The organism is Clostridioides sp. LIBA-7602 (assembly GCF_056688945.1).
Genome location: NZ_CP196991.1, coordinates 36,257 through 54,257 on the forward strand (window position 1 = coordinate 36,257; position 18,001 = coordinate 54,257).

At 32.9% G+C, this 18,001-nt stretch carries 10 protein-coding genes and 34 tRNA genes; all 44 read left to right on the forward strand.

The features are described from left to right. Window positions 1–77 (forward strand) — tRNA-Arg (locus ACTG45_RS00225). A 7-nt stretch (window positions 78–84) separates the two neighbouring features. After that, a tRNA-Gln gene (locus ACTG45_RS00230) sits at window positions 85–160 on the forward strand. Between the two features lie 9 nt (window positions 161–169). Continuing rightward, window positions 170–242 (forward strand) — tRNA-Lys (locus tag ACTG45_RS00235). Between the two features lie 16 nt (window positions 243–258). Beyond that, window positions 259–347, forward strand: a tRNA-Ser gene (locus tag ACTG45_RS00240). 3 nt (window positions 348–350) lie between these two features. After that, a tRNA-Phe gene (locus ACTG45_RS00245) sits at window positions 351–426 on the forward strand. 6 nt (window positions 427–432) lie between these two features. Further along, a tRNA-Met gene (locus tag ACTG45_RS00250) sits at window positions 433–506 on the forward strand. Window positions 507–520: 14 nt separating this feature from the next. Further along, a tRNA-Ile gene (locus tag ACTG45_RS00255) sits at window positions 521–597 on the forward strand. A 22-nt stretch (window positions 598–619) separates the two neighbouring features. Then, window positions 620–696: transfer RNA gene (locus ACTG45_RS00260), tRNA-Pro, on the forward strand. A 6-nt stretch (window positions 697–702) separates the two neighbouring features. Further along, window positions 703–779 (forward strand) — tRNA-His (locus ACTG45_RS00265). A gap of 8 nt (window positions 780–787) precedes the next feature. Next, window positions 788–863, forward strand: a tRNA-Lys gene (locus ACTG45_RS00270). A gap of 6 nt (window positions 864–869) precedes the next feature. Continuing rightward, window positions 870–943 (forward strand) — tRNA-Cys (locus ACTG45_RS00275). Window positions 944–949: 6 nt separating this feature from the next. Further along, window positions 950–1,024: transfer RNA gene (locus ACTG45_RS00280), tRNA-Asn, on the forward strand. Between the two features lie 5 nt (window positions 1,025–1,029). Further along, window positions 1,030–1,115, forward strand: a tRNA-Leu gene (locus ACTG45_RS00285). Between the two features lie 15 nt (window positions 1,116–1,130). After that, window positions 1,131–1,206 (forward strand) — tRNA-Met (locus ACTG45_RS00290). Window positions 1,207–1,221: 15 nt separating this feature from the next. After that, window positions 1,222–1,296: transfer RNA gene (locus ACTG45_RS00295), tRNA-Glu, on the forward strand. A gap of 9 nt (window positions 1,297–1,305) precedes the next feature. Continuing rightward, window positions 1,306–1,379, forward strand: a tRNA-Gly gene (locus tag ACTG45_RS00300). 5 nt (window positions 1,380–1,384) lie between these two features. Further along, window positions 1,385–1,460 (forward strand) — tRNA-Val (locus ACTG45_RS00305). Window positions 1,461–1,465: 5 nt separating this feature from the next. Next, a tRNA-Asp gene (locus tag ACTG45_RS00310) sits at window positions 1,466–1,542 on the forward strand. Between the two features lie 11 nt (window positions 1,543–1,553). Beyond that, window positions 1,554–1,628: transfer RNA gene (locus ACTG45_RS00315), tRNA-Thr, on the forward strand. 14 nt (window positions 1,629–1,642) lie between these two features. Further along, window positions 1,643–1,727 (forward strand) — tRNA-Tyr (locus tag ACTG45_RS00320). Window positions 1,728–1,736: 9 nt separating this feature from the next. After that, a tRNA-Leu gene (locus ACTG45_RS00325) sits at window positions 1,737–1,820 on the forward strand. A gap of 24 nt (window positions 1,821–1,844) precedes the next feature. Further along, window positions 1,845–1,919, forward strand: a tRNA-Gly gene (locus tag ACTG45_RS00330). Window positions 1,920–1,943: 24 nt separating this feature from the next. After that, window positions 1,944–2,020 (forward strand) — tRNA-Arg (locus ACTG45_RS00335). 9 nt (window positions 2,021–2,029) lie between these two features. Further along, window positions 2,030–2,105, forward strand: a tRNA-Gln gene (locus ACTG45_RS00340). A gap of 8 nt (window positions 2,106–2,113) precedes the next feature. Beyond that, window positions 2,114–2,189 (forward strand) — tRNA-Lys (locus ACTG45_RS00345). A 2-nt stretch (window positions 2,190–2,191) separates the two neighbouring features. Then, window positions 2,192–2,280, forward strand: a tRNA-Ser gene (locus ACTG45_RS00350). 3 nt (window positions 2,281–2,283) lie between these two features. After that, window positions 2,284–2,359, forward strand: a tRNA-Phe gene (locus tag ACTG45_RS00355). A gap of 6 nt (window positions 2,360–2,365) precedes the next feature. After that, a tRNA-Met gene (locus ACTG45_RS00360) sits at window positions 2,366–2,439 on the forward strand. Between the two features lie 14 nt (window positions 2,440–2,453). After that, a tRNA-Ile gene (locus tag ACTG45_RS00365) sits at window positions 2,454–2,530 on the forward strand. A gap of 20 nt (window positions 2,531–2,550) precedes the next feature. Continuing rightward, window positions 2,551–2,627 (forward strand) — tRNA-His (locus ACTG45_RS00370). An 8-nt stretch (window positions 2,628–2,635) separates the two neighbouring features. After that, window positions 2,636–2,711: transfer RNA gene (locus ACTG45_RS00375), tRNA-Lys, on the forward strand. A 7-nt stretch (window positions 2,712–2,718) separates the two neighbouring features. Further along, window positions 2,719–2,792, forward strand: a tRNA-Cys gene (locus ACTG45_RS00380). Between the two features lie 9 nt (window positions 2,793–2,801). Continuing rightward, window positions 2,802–2,878: transfer RNA gene (locus tag ACTG45_RS00385), tRNA-Arg, on the forward strand. A 12-nt stretch (window positions 2,879–2,890) separates the two neighbouring features. Then, a tRNA-Val gene (locus ACTG45_RS00390) sits at window positions 2,891–2,966 on the forward strand. A 75-nt stretch (window positions 2,967–3,041) separates the two neighbouring features. Further along, a complete protein-coding gene (locus ACTG45_RS00395; RefSeq protein ID WP_021382496.1) occupies window positions 3,042–3,455 on the forward strand; it encodes a hypothetical protein in 414 nt (137 codons plus the stop codon). 302 nt (window positions 3,456–3,757) lie between these two features. Then, the gene (locus ACTG45_RS00400; protein ID WP_479919634.1) at window positions 3,758–7,189 is read left to right on the forward strand and encodes a pyruvate carboxylase; all 3,432 of its coding nucleotides are present in this window, start codon (window positions 3,758–3,760) and stop codon (window positions 7,187–7,189) included. Window positions 7,190–7,430: 241 nt separating this feature from the next. Then, window positions 7,431–9,359, forward strand: a complete 1,929-nt coding sequence (locus ACTG45_RS00405; RefSeq protein WP_021382497.1) for an elongation factor G — start codon at window positions 7,431–7,433, stop codon at window positions 9,357–9,359. Window positions 9,360–9,736: 377 nt separating this feature from the next. After that, window positions 9,737–10,201 carry a CtsR family transcriptional regulator gene (locus ACTG45_RS00410; protein ID WP_479917856.1) on the forward strand — a complete coding sequence of 155 codons (465 nt, stop codon included), beginning with the start codon at window positions 9,737–9,739 and terminating at the stop codon, window positions 10,199–10,201. Window positions 10,202–10,207: 6 nt separating this feature from the next. Then, the gene (locus ACTG45_RS00415) at window positions 10,208–10,702 is read left to right on the forward strand and encodes a UvrB/UvrC motif-containing protein (protein ID WP_044211945.1); all 495 of its coding nucleotides are present in this window, start codon (window positions 10,208–10,210) and stop codon (window positions 10,700–10,702) included. 15 nt (window positions 10,703–10,717) lie between these two features. Further along, complete coding sequence (locus ACTG45_RS00420) at window positions 10,718–11,743, forward strand: protein arginine kinase (RefSeq protein ID WP_479919635.1); 1,026 nt, start codon at window positions 10,718–10,720, stop codon at window positions 11,741–11,743. Beyond that, entirely contained in the window at window positions 11,730–14,177 is a 2,448-nt protein-coding gene (locus ACTG45_RS00425; protein ID WP_021382474.1) for an ATP-dependent Clp protease ATP-binding subunit, read from the forward strand. Before ACTG45_RS00420 ends, ACTG45_RS00425 begins: the two co-directional genes overlap by 14 nt. Window positions 14,178–14,356: 179 nt before the next feature. Further along, on the forward strand, window positions 14,357–15,730 hold the full coding sequence (gene radA / locus ACTG45_RS00430) for a DNA repair protein RadA (RefSeq protein WP_021382493.1): 1,374 nt from the start codon (window positions 14,357–14,359) through the stop codon (window positions 15,728–15,730). Window positions 15,731–15,732: 2 nt separating this feature from the next. After that, window positions 15,733–16,803, forward strand: coding sequence for a DNA integrity scanning diadenylate cyclase DisA (disA, locus tag ACTG45_RS00435; RefSeq protein WP_021382461.1), 1,071 nt, complete (start codon window positions 15,733–15,735; stop codon window positions 16,801–16,803). Window positions 16,804–16,891: 88 nt separating this feature from the next. Then, window positions 16,892–17,986, forward strand: coding sequence for a PIN/TRAM domain-containing protein (locus tag ACTG45_RS00440; protein WP_021382466.1), 1,095 nt, complete (start codon window positions 16,892–16,894; stop codon window positions 17,984–17,986). Window positions 17,987–18,001 lie beyond the last annotated feature (15 nt).

Sequence of the window (18,001 nt, forward strand, 5' to 3'; positions counted from 1 at the left end):
GGGTGCATAGCTCAGCTGGATAGAGCAACGCCCTTCTAAGGCGTGTGTCCGGGGTTCGAATCCCTGTGCGCTCACCACATATATTGGGGATTAGCCAAGTCGGTAAGGCACATGACTTTGACTCATGTATGCGTAGGTTCGAGTCCTGCATCCCCAGCCATTAAAATTAGGTTCATTAGCTCAGCTGGCAGAGCACCTGACTCTTAATCAGGGTGTCCCGAGTTCGATCCTCGGATGAATCATTGTGAAGTAGAATATGGAGAGGTGTCCGAGTGGTTTAAGGAGCTGGTCTTGAAAACCAGTGACTTCGAAAGGGGCCGTGGGTTCGAATCCCACCCTCTCCGCCAAATGCCCAGATAGCTCAGTCGGTAGAGCAGGGGACTGAAAATCCCCGTGTCGGTGGTTCGATTCCGCCTCTGGGCACCAAAATATGGCGGTATAGCTTAGTTGGCTAGAGCGTTCGGTTCATACCCGAAAGGTCATAGGTTCGACTCCTATTACCGCTACTAAAATTTAATGTGGGCCATTAGCTCAGTTGGTTAGAGCGCCCGGCTCATAACCGGTAGGTCTGGGGTTCGAGTCCCTGATGGCCCACCACATTAAATTAAGCAAATAACTTCGAGGTGTAGCGCAGTTTGGTAGCGCACATGGTTTGGGACCATGGGGCCGGGGGTTCGAGTCCCTTCACCTCGACCAATTAAGGTGGGTATAGCTCAGTTGGTTAGAGCGCCAGATTGTGGCTCTGGAGGTCGTGAGTTCGACTCTCATTATCCACCCCAACTAATATGGTCTATTAGCTCAGTCGGTAGAGCACCTGACTTTTAATCAGGGTGTCCCGCGTTCGAGTCGCGGATAGATCACCAAAAGGCGGCGACATAGCCAAGTGGTAAGGCAGTGGACTGCAACTCCTTGATCCCCAGTTCGAATCTGGGTGTCGCCTCCAATATATTCCAAGGTAGCTCAACGGTGGAGCAACCGGCTGTTAACCGGTAGGCTGTGGGTTCGAGCCCCACCCTTGGAGCCAAAAAAGCCGAAGTGGCGGAACTGGCAGACGCACAGGACTTAAAATCCTGCGGGACTTACCTCTCGTACCGGTTCGATTCCGGTCTTCGGCACTTATAAAACAATATCGCGGAGTGGAGCAGTTGGCAGCTCGTCGGGCTCATAACCCGAAGGTCGTAGGTTCGAGTCCTGCCTCCGCAACCATTAAAATATTAAAATGGCTCGTTGGTCAAGAGGTTAAGACACCGCCCTTTCACGGCGGTAACAGGGGTTCAATTCCCCTACGAGTCACCAATTAAATATGCGGGTGTAGCTCAATGGTAGAGTTCTGGCCTTCCAAGCCAGCTGTGAGGGTTCGATCCCCTTCACCCGCTCCAAAAATGGGACCATAGCTCAGCTGGGAGAGCACCTGCCTTACAAGCAGGGGGTCACAGGTTCGAGCCCTGTTGGTCCCACCATTTGCGGCCTGGTAGTTCAGTTGGTTAGAATGCCAGCCTGTCACGCTGGAGGTCGAGGGTTCGAACCCCTTCCAGGTCGCCAAAACAAAAAATGCTGGTGTGGCTCAACGGTAGAGCAGCTGACTTGTAATCAGCAGGTTGTAGGTTCGATTCCTATCACCAGCTCCATGTAAAATTAATACGGAGGATTTCCCGAGCGGCCAAAGGGGGCAGACTGTAAATCTGTTGTCATCGACTTCGGTGGTTCGAATCCACCATCCTCCACCAAAAAAATGCGCGGATGTGGCGGAATTGGCAGACGCACTAGACTTAGGATCTAGCGCCATTGGCGTGGGGGTTCGACTCCCTTCATCCGCACCATTTTTTATTCAATTTAATAAACGAGCGGGAATAGTTCAGTGGTAGAGCGCAACCTTGCCAAGGTTGAAGTCGCGAGTTCGAATCTCGTTTCCCGCTCCAAATTTTGTGTTTATATTGTAATGTGGGTGCATAGCTCAGCTGGATAGAGCAACGCCCTTCTAAGGCGTGTGTCCGGGGTTCGAATCCCTGTGCGCTCACCACATATATATTGGGGATTAGCCAAGTCGGTAAGGCACATGACTTTGACTCATGTATGCGTAGGTTCGAGTCCTGCATCCCCAGCCAAATAACATGGTCTATTAGCTCAGTCGGTAGAGCACCTGACTTTTAATCAGGGTGTCCCGCGTTCGAGTCGCGGATAGATCACCAATGGAGAGGTGTCCGAGTGGTTTAAGGAGCTGGTCTTGAAAACCAGTGACTTCGAAAGGGGCCGTGGGTTCGAATCCCACCCTCTCCGCCAGATGCCCAGATAGCTCAGTCGGTAGAGCAGGGGACTGAAAATCCCCGTGTCGGTGGTTCGATTCCGCCTCTGGGCACCAAAGTATGGCGGTATAGCTTAGTTGGCTAGAGCGTTCGGTTCATACCCGAAAGGTCATAGGTTCGACTCCTATTACCGCTACTAAAATTTAATGTGGGCCATTAGCTCAGTTGGTTAGAGCGCCCGGCTCATAACCGGTAGGTCTGGGGTTCGAGTCCCTGATGGCCCACCACATTAAATTATGAATACATGGTGGGTATAGCTCAGTTGGTTAGAGCGCCAGATTGTGGCTCTGGAGGTCGTGAGTTCGACTCTCATTATCCACCCCAACTAATATGGTCTATTAGCTCAGTCGGTAGAGCACCTGACTTTTAATCAGGGTGTCCCGCGTTCGAGTCGCGGATAGATCACCAAAAAGGTGGCGACATAGCCAAGTGGTAAGGCAGTGGACTGCAACTCCTTGATCCCCAGTTCGAATCTGGGTGTCGCCTCCAATAAAACATGCGCTCATAGCTCAACTGGATAGAGTGTCTGACTACGAATCAGAAGGTTAGGGGTTCGAGTCCCTTTGGGCGCACCATATAAACATCGAGGGATTATAGCTCAGCTGGGAGAGCACCTGCCTTACAAGCAGGGGGTCACAGGTTCGAGCCCTGTTAATCCCACCAGTGCAAACCTCTAGTAATTTTACTAGAGGTTTTATTTTTGATTAAAAAAGTTTTTATATTTAGGAGGTAAGAAACTTGTATATAATAATAGGAAATGAAATAGTTGATAGCGAAGAACTAAAATTAACTATAGATAAAAATAGCAAATTTAAAGTTGAAAAAGATTTAAGTAAAAGTACAAAAAGGGAAGATGTAATTGCATATCAGTTGAGTATAGATTTGAATTACTTAGATACTATTATAAGCGAACAATATGATTCTGTTAACTTATCTGATGAAGAAAAATTTGATGAATATATGACTTTATCTGATGAACTTGCACTAGATTTAGAAGAATTTATGCCAAAATACACAATAATAAATGCTAGAGCATATAAATTAGATGAGGTAGATGGAGTCGTAAAAATAATCTTGGCTATAGCTTATGCGGATTTAGGTCATTTAAAACTTTCAGATGTAGTGAAGAGGGTATCTAGACAAATAGATTAGGGTATGAACGATATTAAAAAAATATATAAAATCTTACGTAAAGATGAAAATAATTATGTAAACATAAGAAAAAACAGTATAAAATCAAGTCAATTGTAGAAATTTTCACATAAATTTGCCTGAAATTCCATAAAAAATGCCTTAATTTTAGTGAGGTAAATTGAGTTTACACAGTCTAAAAATTACTTATATTTATAAATTTATCTTATTAATTAAGGAACTTGCTTAAACATCTTCAAAAATAAAGTATTTTAGTCTATAATCTTTAATATTACACAAACAATAAAGGAGAAGAATAGAGTATGCTTAAAAAGTTTAATAAAATACTAGTAGCTAATAGAGGCGAAATAGCTATAAGAATATTTAGAGCCTGTTCAGAATTGGGGATAAAAAGTGTTGGTATATATAGTAAAGAAGATAAATATGGATTATTTAGAACAAAAGCAGACGAATCATATTTGATAGGGGAAGGCAAAGGGCCAATAGATGCGTATCTAGACATGGATGGGATAATTGACTTGGCGAAGAGAAAAAAAGTTGACGCGATACATCCAGGATATGGTTTTCTAGCAGAGAATGCAGAGTTTGCTCGTAAATGTGAAGAGAATGGAATTACTTTTATAGGGCCATCATCTAAAGTAATGAATATGATGGGAGATAAGATAAACTCTAAGAAAATCGCAAAAGAAGTTAATGTTCAAACTATACCAGGTGTAGAAAAAGCAATAAAGAGTACTGAAGAAGCAAAAGAAGTTGCAAATAAAATAGGTTATCCTGTTATGATAAAAGCATCTAATGGTGGTGGCGGTAGAGGGATGAGAATTGTACACCGCGAAGAAGACTTAGAGATTGAATATGAAACTGCTTGTAGCGAATCAAGAAAAGCTTTTGGAGAGGATATCATATTTATAGAAAAATATATAGCTGATCCAAAACATATAGAAGTTCAAATATTAGGAGATAACTATGGAAATATAGTTCACTTGTACGAAAGAGACTGTTCAGTTCAAAGAAGACATCAAAAAATAATAGAATATGCACCAGCTTTTTCATTAGATGATAAAGTAAGACAAGAAATATGTGAAGATGCAGTCAAATTATCAAAGCATGTAGGCTATGCTAATGCAGGAACATTAGAATTCTTAGTAGATGCAAATGGCGGACATTATTTTATAGAGATGAACACAAGAGTACAGGTTGAACATACTGTAACAGAGATGGTTACAGGAATAGATATAGTTCAAAGTCAAATACTAATAGCTCAAGGTTATAGTTTAGATAGTGAAGAAATCAATATAAAATCACAAGATGATGTAGAAATAAGAGGGTATTCTATTCAATGTAGAATAACTACAGAAGACCCTAAGAATAAATTCATGCCTGATACAGGGAAAATTCAAGTGTATAGAACTGGTTCAGGATTTGGTATAAGACTAGATGGTGGAAATGGATTTACAGGTGCAAATATAAGTCCTCACTATGATAGTTTACTAGTTAAAACAATTTCTTGGGATAGAACATTCCAAGGAGCAATAAATAAAACTATAAGATCAGTAAAAGAGCTTAGAGTTAGAGGAGTTAAAACTAATGTAGGATTCTTAGTTAATGTTTTAAATAATCCTATATTCTCAAATGGTAAATGTAGCACTAAGTTTATAGATGAAAATCCAGATTTATTTGAAATAACAGAAAGTAAAGACAGAGGAACAAAATTACTTCAATTCATAGGGGATGTAATTGTAAATGATAATGCTTGTAAAGAAAAACCATTATTTGATGCATTACATGACCCAAGAATGGATAAAGATGGCTCAAAGGCAGAAGGAAGTAAAATACTTTTTGATAAGTTAGGTAAATCTGCATATATAGAAAAGATAAAAAATGATAAGAAATTATTGCTAACAGATACAACAATGAGAGATGCACATCAATCATTATTAGCAACAAGAATAAGAACATATGATTTATTAAAAGCTGCTCAGCCAACAGAAAAATATCAAAAAGATTTATTCTCACTTGAAATGTGGGGTGGAGCTACTTATGATGTTGCATATAGATTTTTAAAAGAATCACCTTGGCGTAGATTACAAAAGCTAAGAGAAGAAATACCAAGTATAATGTTCCAAATGTTGCTTAGAGCATCAAATGGAGTTGGATATAAAAATTATCCAGATAATGTAATAGAAGAATTTACAAAAGAATCTGCTAAACAAGGTATAGATGTATTTAGAATATTTGACTCATTAAACTGGGTTGAAAATATGAAGCCATCTATAAATACAGCTTTAGAAACTGGAAAAATTGTTGAAGCAACTATGTGTTATACAGGTGATATACTAGATAAAACTAAAACTAAATATAATCTAGAATATTATATTAAGATGGCACAAGAATTAGAAAGTTTAGGAGCAGATATAATAGCAATAAAAGATATGTCAGGACTTCTTAAACCATATTCAGCTTACACTCTAGTTAAAGAGTTAAAGAAAAATATAAAAGCACCAATACATTTACACACTCATGATACAAGTGGAAATGGTGTAGCAACTTGTTTAATGGCATCAGAAGCTGGAGTAGATATAATTGATGCTGCATTAGAATCTATGGCAGGACTTACAAGTCAACCATCACTTAATGCTATAGTAGAGGCTCTTAAAAATACAGAAAGAGATACAGGTATAGATTTATTTGGATATGATGAGTTAGGAAAATATTATAAGGACTTAAGAAAAGTTTATAGCAAATTTGAAAGTGACTTAACTAACTCTTGTGCAGAAATATATAATTTTGAAATACCAGGTGGTCAATATACAAACTTAAAACCTCAAGCTGATAGTTTAGGATTAGTTAATAGATTTGACGAAGTTAAAGAAAAATATAAAGAAGCTAATGAAGTTGTAGGGGATATAATAAAAGTAACTCCATCTTCAAAGGTTGTAGGAGACTTAGCTATCTTTATGACTAAAAATAAATTAGATAAAGACAATATAATTGAAGAAGGTAAAAACTTATCATTCCCAGATTCTGTTGTGGACTACTGTAAAGGTATGATTGGTCAACCAGAAGGTGGAATACCAAAAGATTTACAAGAAGTAGTTTTAAAAGGCGAAGAAGCTATTACAATAAGACCTGGTTCATTATTACCAGCAGAAGATTTTGATGAAATAGCTAAATATCTAGATGAAAAATATGACATAAATGCTAATATAAGAAATGTTATAAGTTATGCTTTATATCCAAAAGTTTATGAGGATTATATCAAACATTTACAACACTATAATGATATATCTAAACTTGAAAGTGATGTATTCTTCTATGGTTTAAATAAAAATGAAGAATGTGAAGTAGAGATAGAAGAAGGTAAAGTATTAACAATAAGATTAGTTGAAATCGGTGAAGTTAAGGAAAATGGATTTAGAACTATAGGATTTGAATTGAATGGAATGGTTAGAGAAGTAGAAATAAAAGATAGAAATTTCTCTGGAAAAATTAATAATGTTGAGAAAGCTGATATGAATGACCCTCTTCAAATTGGAGCAAGTATACCAGGAAAAGTTATAAAAATAATGGTTAAAGAAGAAGATGAAGTAAAAGCCAATCAACCACTAATAGTTATAGAAGCTATGAAAATGGAGACTATAATAGTTGCCAAGACTGATGGAGTAATTAAGTCAATCAAAGTAAAAGAAGATGATATGGTTGAAGATAAACAATTATTAATGATAATGAAATAATTGAATTAAGATAATTAAAAAAACACTCTAAAACATTTAATAAAAAATGTTTTAGAGTGTTTTTATTTATTTAAATTAAATTTTTGTTAAAAAAAAGAGGAAAATTACATCCATATGTAGAAATAAAGCTAGTAAGGAAAATGTTATCTAAAAATTCTAAAAATAATAAACATTTTCTGGACTATTTCTTAGGAAATAACAGCTAAGAGAAAATACATAAATTTAAAAGGTGGGTGCTTATATGAAGGTTTATGATAGTAAAATGTTGAGAAATGTAGCGGTATTAGGACATAGCGGATGTGGAAAAACAAATCTAATCGAAACTATAGCTTACACAGCAAACACTAATAAGATACCTAAATTAACAGACAAGGTAAATATGACTTATAGTATGGGATTAATACCTATAGAGTATAATGATTATAAGTTTAACTTATTGGATACCCCAGGATATTTTGACTTTAGCGGAGACGTTGTATCATCTCTTAGAGCAAGTGATGCAGCAATAATAGTAATAGATGCAACAGCACCTATTCAAGTTGGTACAGAGAAATCATTGGAACTAACTGAGAGTATTCCTAAGATAATGTTTATAAATAAAATAGATAATGAAAAAGCAAGATATAAAGACGCAATAGCAATGTTAAGAGAAAAGTACAACAATAAGATAGTTCCTATGATAAGTCCTATATATAAAGATAAAAATTTTGTAAAGTTACATAATGTATTTGAAAACATAGATGACTTAGAAGGTGAATTCAAGGAACAAGCTATGAGTGTTAAAGAAGCATTAATGGAACTTATAGCAGAAACAGATGACCAAATATTAGATAAATATTTTAATGGTGAAGAGTTAACTACAGAAGAAATACAAAAAGGTATTGTTATAGGGATACAAAGAGGTGATATTATACCTGTAATATGTGGTTCAACTATAAATAATATAGGAACAAAAGAAATATTAGATACTATATCAAATTACCTAGAACCTATTTTTACAGAAGAAAGCAAACCATTTAGAGGATTAGTATTTAAGACTATGGTTGACCCATTTGTTGGTAAAATGTCATATATAAAAATTACTGAAGGTGTACTTTCTAAAGATAAAGATGTCTTTAATATAAATAAAAGTGTAAAGGAAAAGATAGCTAATATATATACATTAAAAAATAGTGAATTAGTGGAAGTAGAAAAAGCTAAAGCTGGAGATATAGTAGTTGTAACTAAAATTAATTCTCTAAAAACAGGAGACACTATATCTACAGATAAAGATGCAGAAGCTTTAGAAAATATAGATTTCCCTAAACCACAGATATACTATGCAGTAACACCTAAGAATAAAGGTGATGAAGAAAAAGTAGCATCTGTATTAAATAAACTAGTAGAAGAAGACCCTACATTACATTCTTATAGAAATACAGAGACAAAACAAGCCCTTTTAGGAGGACAAGGAGAACTTCATATAAAAACAATTAAAAATAAAATGAAAGATAAATTTGGTGTTGATGTTGAATTAAATGACCTTAAAGTTCCTTATAGAGAAACTATAAAAGGAACAGCAGATGTACAAGGAAAACATAAAAAGCAATCAGGTGGTCATGGTCAATATGGAGATGTAAAAATAAGATTTGAAAGATGTGAATCTGATTTTGAATTTACAGAAGAAATATTTGGTGGGTCTGTACCAAAACAATATATACCTGCAGTTGAAAAAGGTCTAAAAGACTCTATGCAAAAAGGTGTATTAGCTGGTTATCCTGTTACAAATATAAAGGCTACACTTTATGATGGTTCATATCATGATGTAGACTCTTCTGAAATGGCTTTTAAGATGGCAGCGAGTGCCGCATTTAAAAAAGGTATGGAAGAAGCACATCCAATACTACTAGAACCTATAATGAAGCTGAAGATAACTGTACCAGAAGAATATATGGGAGATGTTATGGGTGATATAAATAAGAGAAGAGGAAAAATATTTGGAATGGAGCCAGATAATAAAGGGAAACAAATAATATTTGCAGAAGCTCCACAGGCAGAGACATTTAAATATGCAATAGATTTAAGAGCAATGACACAAGGTAGAGGATACTTTGAAATGGAATTAGCAAAATATGGAGAGGTACCATCACAATTTGCAGAAAAAATAATTGGGTTAGCTACTGCAAAATAATAGGTAAAATAGAATAATAAATAATTAATAGTATACTATTAAAAATATTTTTAGGATTTGAACTAGGTATAAGTTTATTTTATGTAAGCATATACCTAGTTTTTGTATTTTATTATTATTATTTTTTAGAAATGTTTAATAATAAAGGTGAGAAGGTATATCTAAAATATAAAACATTTAATAATAAATCAAAATTTTAATGTTTGGTTATCATAAATGTAATTAATAAAACTTTATAATTGATAAAGAGGTAAATTCATGTTTAAATTGTTATAAAAAATATAAAATTATGTAATTTAGGGCTTTAAAAATTTAAATAATAGGTGTAAAATAGTAGTCAAAGAAAGTCAAAAATTAAAAGGCGTGTGGTGATATTAATGGCAACTATGACAGATATAATTGAAAAATTTATTAAAGATTTGATGGAAGAGGATAATAGCATACAAATTCAAAGAAATGAACTAGCAAACTTGTTTAGTTGTGCACCATCACAAATAAATTATGTCTTAACAACAAGATTTACAATAGATAAAGGGTATTATATTGAAAGTAAAAAAGGTGGCGGAGGATATGTTCAAATAGAAAAAATACGAAAAAGTAAAGATGGACATATTAGAGAATTATTAAATGAAAAAATAGGAAGTCAAATATCATATAAAAAAGCAAAAGAATTATTGGAAAGTTTGAGAGAGTCAGGCTTAATTAGTGAAAGAGAACTAAAATTAATATTATATGCAATAGATGATAAATCATTATGTATGCCAGTATATGAATTAAAAGAGAAGGTAAGGTCTAATATTCTAAAGAATATAATAATAGGATTATTTAGTATAGAGGAGTGATAATTTATGCTATGTCAAAAATGTAATAAGAATAAAGCATCCGTATATTATAATAAGATAGTCAATGGAGAGAAGACAGAAATGTACCTATGTAGTGAATGTGCAAAAGAGAACACAGAAATGAATTTTAATTTAGATATGCCTTTTTCAATGATGGATATATTTTCTAACTTAGGATTTCAACCTAAAAAAGAACTTGAAGAGAAGTTAGTTTGTCCAAATTGTAATATGACTTATAGCGAATTTAAGAATAATGGAAGGTTTGGATGCAGTGAATGCTACAATGCATTCAGTAGCCAAGTAAATCCAATGCTCCAAAATATACATGGACACATAGAGCATACAGGTAAGGCACCTAAAAAATCTTTTTACAAGATAAGTGTAGAAAATGAGATTAAAGAATTAAAAGAAGATTTAGATAGAGCTATAAAAAATGAAGAGTATGAATTGGCTGCTCAATTTAGAGATAAAATTAAATATTTAAAAGGTTCTATTGACTAAGATTGGAGTGATATTATGAGAGAGAACATAGTCATGAAATCAAGAGTTAGGCTAGCTAGAAACTTAAATAATTATCCTTTTCCAAATAGATTAGATAAAGAAAGTGCTATGGAAATAATAGAAAAAGTAAAAAATGTATTTATGAATTCTAGTTTAGAGCAAAAAGAAGAATTTGATTTTTATAAAATTGAAGATTTAGATAAATCTAAGAAAATGCTTATGGTTGAAGAACATATAATAAGCCCAGATTTAGCAGAGAATGATAAAAGTGCAGTTATAGTAAAAAAAGATAAAACTGTAAGCATAATGATAAATGAAGAAGACCATATAAGAATACAAACTATGTGTGATGATTTAAATTTAGAATATGTATATAACATAGCAAATGAGATAGATGATTTGTTAGAATCAAGTTTAGAATATGCATTCAGCACAAAGTTAGGTTATCTTACATCTTGTCCAACTAATACAGGAACAGGAATGAGAGCTTCTGTGATGATGCATTTACCAGCATTAAGTCAATTGGGATATATGGATGAACTTTATAAAATATCCTCACAAATAGGCATAGCTATAAGAGGTATATATGGAGAACGAACAGAAGCATTAGGAAACATATATCAAATATCCAATCAACTTACACTTGGAAGAACAGAGTCTAATATTATAGAGAATGTAAGTGGTCTTACAAAAGATGCAATATCAAAAGAAATAAAAGCCAGAGAAATATTGCAAAAAAAATTAGGTATAAAATTAGAAGATAAAATATTTAGGTCAATAGGAACACTTGAAAACTCAAGAGTAATGAGTAGTTCAGAGGCTATGAGCCATCTATCAAATATAAAAATGGGGATAGAAATGAACTATATAGATAAACTAGATTTAAAGGCGATAGAACAACTTATGATAGGTATACAACCAGCACATCAGTCAATAATGTATAAGAGTGATGATGTTGAGAATAGAGATATAAATAGAGCAACATACATTAGAGAAACTTTGGAGAAATTAAGAGGAGGGATGAATTATGAACTTCAATAGATTTACACAAAGAGCTAAGAAGGCAATTGATTTAGCATTTGAATCTGCCAAAGCCTTAGGGCATAATATTGTTGGGAGTGAACATATACTTTTAGGTCTTTTAAGAGAAGAAGAAGGTATAGCTGCTAAAGTTCTAAGTAAAGTTGGATTTACAGAGGCTTATTTAGAAGGTAAAATAATTGATATGGAAGGTAAAGGAGACGGAATTCCAGAAGACATAGTATTAAGCCCAAGAAGTAAACAGATACTTGAACTGTCAGGTATGTTTGCAAACAAATTAAAAACAAATTATATTGGGACTGAACATATACTATTATCTATTATTCAAGAAGGAGAAGGAATTGCTAATAAGATTTTAAATTATGCAGGAGTAAATGATAGAACTCTTGCCCAATTAACAATTGATATGATGGGTATTAGTGATAAAAATCAATATAAACCAGAAAATAGTTACACGGGCAACCAGAATCAAGTAGAGTCAAAGGTGCTTGATAAGTATGGAAGAAATCTTACACTATATGCAAAACAGAATAAAATAGACCCTGTAATAGGTAGAGAGAAAGAAATACAAAGAGTAATACAAATACTAAGTAGAAGAACAAAAAATAATCCAGTATTAATAGGAGACCCAGGAGTAGGTAAAACAGCTATAGCTGAAGGTTTAGCAACAAATATAGCCCTAGGAAATGTTCCAGAAACGTTAAAAAATAAAACTTTATATTCTTTAGAGATGGGTTCATTATTAGCTGGTGCTAAGTATAGAGGAGAATTTGAAGAGAGAATCAAAGAAGTTGTAGATGAAGTTATTAAAAATGGAAATATAATTTTATTTATAGATGAAATGCATACAATAATAGGAGCTGGCTCTACAGGAGAAGGTTCTATAGATGCATCAAATATATTAAAGCCAGCTTTAGCAAGAGGAGAAATACAAGTTATAGGTGCAACAACAATTGATGAATATAGAAAGCATGTTGAAAAAGATTCTGCATTAGAAAGAAGATTCCAACCAGTTATGGTGGATGAACCAAGTAAAGAAGACTCAATAAAAATATTAGAAGGATTAAGAGATAAATATGAAGCTCATCACAAAGTTAAAATAACTGACGATGCTATAAAATCAGCTGTAGAATTATCAACTAGATATATATCAGACAGATATCTACCAGATAAAGCGATAGACTTGATTGATGAAGCTGCATCAAAAGTAAGATTAAAGGAAAATACACCTCCTTCAGAAATAAAGAAATTAGAACTAGAAATAGAAAACATAGACAAAGAAAAAGAAGAAGCAGTGAGATGTCAAGACTTTGAGAAAGCAGCAAAAATAAGAGATGAACAAGGTCTACTTAAAAAACAATTAGAAGACGTAAGAGAAAGATGGAATAAATCATCTAAACATTCTGATTTAGTTGATGGAGAAGTTATTGCTGAAGTAGTTGGCTTATGGACAGGGATACCTGTTAATAAAATTCTTGAAGAAGAAGCTGATAGACTTCTAAGACTTGAAGAAATATTACACAATAGAGTAATAGGGCAAGAACAAGCAGTAAAATCTATCTCAAAGGCAATAAGAAGGTCAAGAGCAGGTCTTAAAGACCCTAATAGACCAATTGGTTCATTTTTATTTTTAGGTCCTACAGGAGTCGGTAAAACAGAATTATCTAAGGCATTGGCAGAAGTACAGTTTGGAGATGAAAATCAAATAATAAGAATAGATATGTCTGAATATATGGAAAAACATGCTGTATCAAGAATGATAGGTTCGCCTCCAGGTTATGTTGGTCATGATGAAGGTGGTCAATTAACTGAGAAAGTAAGAAGAAATCCATATTCAGTTATTTTATTTGATGAGATAGAAAAAGCTCACCCAGATGTATTTAATATTTTGTTACAAATTTTAGATGATGGTAGATTGACTGACTCAAAAGGAAGAACTGTAGATTTTAAGAATACTATCATAATAATGACATCAAATGTCGGAGCATCTACGATTGGCAGACAAAAAACTTTAGGTTTTAGTATTGCTAAAGGAGACGAAGAAGAAAAGTCTCAATATGAAAAAATGAAAGAAAATATAATGGGTGAATTAAAACAGAGATTCAGACCCGAGTTTTTGAACAGAATAGATGATATAATTGTTTTCCATTCATTAAATGAAAATCACATATCAAAAATAATACTTTTAATGGTGGCTAAGTTACAAGAAAGACTAAAAGAAATGGATATAAAATTAGAAATGAGTGACGAAGCTGTTAAATTAATTTCTAAATCTGGATTTGATTTAGAATATGGAGCAAGACCTCTTAAAAGAGCTTTACAAAAAGATTTAGAAGATGAATTATCTGAAGCAATCTTAAAGGGTGATGTTAAAAAGGGAAGCACTGTAGTAGCAAAGGTAAAAGATGACAAAATAGTTTTTGAAACTAAATAATTTAATAGAGTTGCATTTTAAAATCTTGCATATACAAGTTTTAGAGATTAAACAGAATTTTAAGGGCAATGAATCTATAATAATTCATTGCCCTTAATTATTTTATTTAATCTTTACATATTGTCTTTCACATATGCTAAAATTATAGTATAGAATAATAAATTAAGGATGATAAAAGTATGGCAAAAATAAAAACAAAATATGTATGTCAATCTTGTGGATATGAAACAGCTAAATGGCTGGGAAAATGTCCTGAGTGTACAAAGTGGAACACATTTGTAGAAGAAGTAGACCAAAAAAGCACCAAAAAAGAGGTCTTTATAATAGATAAATCTTCATCTAAACCAGTTAGCATAAATTCAATAGAAAGCAAAGAAGAAGAGAGATTTACAACAGATATAAATGAATTAGATAGAGTACTAGGAGGCGGTATAGTTAAAGGCTCTTTAGTACTTGTTGGTGGAGACCCTGGTATAGGTAAGTCAACACTTTTAATACAAGTTTCTAGTAATGTTGCGAATTTAGGAAAAACTGTTTTATATATAACTGGGGAAGAATCAGAATCTCAAATAAAAATGAGAGCTAAAAGATTAGGAATTAACTCAGAAAATTTATATATATTTGCTGAAAACAATTTAAGTATAATTGAATCTTATTTAGAAAGTGTAAATCCAGAATTAATAATTCTAGACTCAATTCAAACTGTCTTTAGTCCAGAAATATCCTCGGCACCAGGAACTGTCAGCCAAATTAAAGAAGGTACTTCAAAATTCATGAAAATTTCTAAGAAAATGGGTATTTCAACATTCATAGTTGGTCATGTGACAAAAGAAGGTTCACTAGCAGGACCAAAATTATTAGAGCATATGGTTGATACTGTTCTATATTTTGAAGGTGAAAGATATAATACTTATAGATTAGTAAGAGCTGTTAAAAATAGATTTGGCTCAACAAATGAACTTGGAGTATTTGAAATGAGAGATTTAGGATTAGTAGAGCTTGATAATCCATCTAAAATCTTGATATCTGAAAAACCAAAAGATGTAGCAGGTTCAGTAATAATATCTACTGTAGAAGGTACGAGACCAATGTTACTTGAATTACAGGCACTAGTTTCGCCTACAAGTTTTGGTATACCAAAAAGAACCTCTACAGGAGTAGACTATAATAGAGTAGGTATGTTATTAGCAGTATTAGAAAAACGTGTTGGATTGCAAATACAAAATCAAGATGTCTATATAAACATAGTTGGAGGAATAAAGATAAATGAACCTTCAATTGATTTAGGCATAGCTATTTCTGTAGCATCTAGTTTTAGAAATATACCTATAGATGAAGATATAGCTGTTACAGGAGAAGTGGGTCTTACAGGAGAAGTTAGGGCAGTAAGCTTTATAGAAAAGAGAATAGCTGAATGTAAAAAACTTGGATTTAAAAAGATAGTAGTTCCTAGAAGTAATTATGATGTTGTAAAAGACACCAAAGGTATAGAAATATGGCCAGTAGATAACTTAAGACAAGCTATAAATATAGTACTTGGGAGGAATCAATAAATATGGAGAATTTTCTAGATAATAAAAATATGCTATATGCATTAAAAATGATATCTCCTGGAACTCCGCTTAGATTAGGTCTAAACAATGTACTAAGAGCTAAGACAGGTGGATTGATTGTAATTGCAACTAACGAAGATGTAATGAAAATAGTAGATGGTGGATTTGCTATAAATGCAGAATATTCACCATCATATCTATATGAATTAGCTAAAATGGACGGAGCTATAGTTTTAAGTAGCGATATAAAAAAAATACTATTTGCTAATGCGCAACTTATACCAGATTATTTTATAGAAACATCAGAAACAGGAACAAGACATAGAACAGCAGAAAGAGTGGCAAAACAGACGGGTGCTATAGTCATAGGAATTTCACAAAGAAGAAATGTTATAACAGTTTATAGAGGAAATGAGAAGTATGTGGTCGAAGATATATCTAAGATATTTACTAAGGCAAATCAGGCAATACAAACTCTAGAAAAATATAAGACAGTATTAGACCAAGCTATAACAAATTTAAATGCTTTAGAGTTTAATGATTTAGTAACTATTTATGATGTTGCATTAGTCATGCAGAAGATGGAAATGGTAATGAGAGTTACCAGTATAATTGAAAAATATGTAATAGAATTGGGTGATGAAGGAACTTTAGTAAGCATGCAATTAGAAGAGTTAATGGGTACAACTAGAATAGATCAGAAATTAATATTCAAAGATTATAATAAAGAAAATACAGAAATAAAAGAACTTATGAAAAAAGTTAAAAATTTAAATTCAGAAGAACTAATAGAATTGGTTAATATGGCAAAACTATTAGGGTATAGTGGTTTTTCAGAAAGTATGGATATGCCTATAAAAACAAGAGGCTATAGAATTCTTAGTAAAATACATAGACTACCAACAGCAATAATAGAAAACTTAGTAAATTATTTTGAAAACTTCCAACAAATATTAGATGCGTCTATTGAAGAATTAGATGAAGTTGAAGGAATAGGTGAAATAAGAGCAACATATATAAAAAATGGACTCATAAAAATGAAACAATTAGTATTATTAGATAGACACATATGATGAATTTTAAATGAATTTTACTACTTTTTTCTTGAATATAATATACACTTTGGTCTATAATAGATAAGTATAACTAGGGGGTGAAGCATTGATAAGGAAAGTAACAAGGATATTGTTTATTTTACTTGGATTTACGATAGGTATAACGACCTATTTAACATTAATGAAAGATTTTGAAATATTAACATTTGGGAAAGAAACATATGGTTATATCGCAGCTGTAGTAGCGGGTATAATAATAGCCATTTTAGGATATCTTATAGAGCCATGGGTTGTAAATAGAGTAAAAGAAATTGCTAAAATAGTGGATAAAGAGTTATCAAAATATCCTCAGACTGATATATTGTTAGGGTCTATGGGTCTTATAGTAGGATTTGTGATTGCATATTTATTAAGTGGCTTAGTAAATAGAATACCAATAGTAGGTGGAATACTATCTTTACTATTATATTTATTCCTAGGATATCTTGGAATGAAAGTTGCGCTTAAAAGTAAAAATGATTTATTTAATATTGGAAAATTAGGAAGATTAGCAAATCCTATTAAAGATAAAGATAAGGACAAAGAGAACAAAAAAGATATAAAAGCAATTCCTCCAAAAGTATTAGATACGAGTGTAATAATTGATGGAAGGATAGCAGATATTTGTAAAACAGGATTTATAGAGGGAAAACTTATTATTCCTGCTTTTGTTTTAGAAGAACTGAGACATATTGCAGATTCTTCAGATGATTTAAAAAGAGTGAGAGGTAGAAGAGGTCTGGATATATTAAATATAATTCAGAAAGAATTAAATATAGAAGTTGAAATAAGTGAGAGAGACTTTGATGAAATAGCTGAAGTTGATAGTAAATTATTAAAGCTTGCTCAGGTTTTAAATGGAAAAGTTGTTACTAATGATTATAATTTAAATAAAGTTGCTCAATTCCAAGGTGTTGAAGTATTAAATATAAATGAGTTAGCTAATGCTATAAAACCAGTTGCAATACCAGGTGAAGATATGGTTGTTCAAGTGGTGAAAGAAGGAAAAGAGGCTCAACAAGGTGTTGCATATCTAGATGATGGAACTATGATAGTTGTTGATGGAGGAAGAAAACATATGAATGAGACTATAAAAGTACTTGTGACTTCTGTTCTTCAAACTCCTGCAGGTAGAATGATATTCGCAAAACCTAAAAATTAATATATTCAAAGAAAC